Raw genomic sequence first — 1,569 nt, forward strand, 5'->3', positions numbered from 1 at the left:
AGTCCGCGCCCAGGGAAAACTCTACAATCTGCGGGAAAAATTAGAACAGGAAGTTAATCCCTCCCAAATTGGCATCGGTCACACCCGTTGGGCAACCCACGGCAAACCCGTAGAAAGTAATGCCCATCCCCACACCGATAACAGTCAACGGGTGGCAGTGGTACAGAATGGCATTATCGAAAACTTTCAGGCATTAAGAACAGAATTAAAGGAAAAAGGCTGTATATTTGACTCAGAAACCGACACAGAAGTTATTCCCCATCTAATCGCCAGTTATTTACCCAAACCTACCGATGAAGAATACTTGGGGGTGAGTCCTTTCCTCAAGGCAGTTTTAAAGGCAATTGAACGTTTAGAGGGTGCTTTTGCCCTAGCGGTAATTAGTCCCGATTATCCCGATGAATTGATTGTCGTGCGGCAACACGCTCCTTTAATCATCGGTTTTGGTCAGGGGGAGTTTTTCTGTGCCTCCGATGTCAGTGCTTTGGTTCCCCATACCCGGGCGGTGCTGTCCTTGGATAATGGCGAAATCGCTCAGTTAACACCCTTGGGAGTAGAAATCTATAATTTTGAGGGAAAAAGAGTCCGTAAAAACCCCAGAGTCCTCGATTGGAGTCCGACAACCGTAGAAAAACAGGGTTATCGTCACTTCATGCTCAAGGAAATCTACGAACAACCAGGAGTGGTGCGCGACTGTTTAGGGACCTATCTGCATCCCCATTGGACAGCAGAAAATGGGGATAATGTCAACCCGATAAATATTAATTTTTCTGAGGAAATTTACGATAATTTAGAACATATTCAGATTTTAGCCTGTGGGACCAGTTGGCACGCTAGTTTAGTCGGTAAATACTTGATTGAGCAGTTGGCAGGTATTCCCACAAGAGTACAGTACGCCTCGGAATTTCGCTATGCACCCACCCCCCTGATGCCCAATACTTTAACCATCGGGGTGACGCAATCGGGGGAAACAGCCGACACTTTAGCAGCGTTGGAAACGGAAAAACAGCGTCGTTTAGGATTAGGAAAAAAATATCAGGCCCGGATTATTGGGATTACTAATCGCCCCGAAAGTACCCTAGCACAAATGGTCGATCAGATTATTAATACTCAGGCGGGGATCGAAATCGGGGTGGCGGCAACTAAGAGTTTTACCGCCCAGTTATTGGGTTTTTATCTCTTAGCTTTGGATTTATCCTATCGTCGTCAAACTTTGTCTTTAGAGAGAATCGAGCAAATTATTAATGAAATGCGATCGCTGCCAAGATCGATCGAAACTGTCCTAGAAACACAGGAAAAAGCGATCGAAGAATTAGCCCATGAATTTAATGACACCCAGGACTTTATTTTCTTGGGACGGGGGATTAATTTCCCCATTGCCTTAGAAGGGGCCTTAAAACTCAAAGAAATCAGTTATATTCATGCGGAAGGCTATCCAGCCGGAGAAATGAAACACGGACCAATCGCGCTTTTAGATGCAAAAGTTCCCGTAGTAGCGATTGCGATGCCGGGGGTAGTTTATGATAAAGTTCTCTCCAATGCACAGGAAGCAAAAGCAAGGGATGCGCG

At 45.6% G+C, this 1,569-nt stretch carries 1 protein-coding gene; it reads left to right on the forward strand.

Going from position 1 to position 1,569, the window contains the following annotated elements; all coding sequences use genetic code 11:
* A partial coding sequence (glmS, locus tag PX484_RS18035) for a glutamine--fructose-6-phosphate transaminase (isomerizing) (RefSeq protein WP_288105002.1) occupies positions 1 to 1,569 on the forward strand: 1,569 nt, incomplete at both ends.

It is taken from the genome of Microcystis sp. M49636_WE2, from assembly GCF_030065375.1.
Lineage (GTDB): Bacteria > Cyanobacteriota > Cyanobacteriia > Cyanobacteriales > Microcystaceae > Microcystis > Microcystis aeruginosa_C.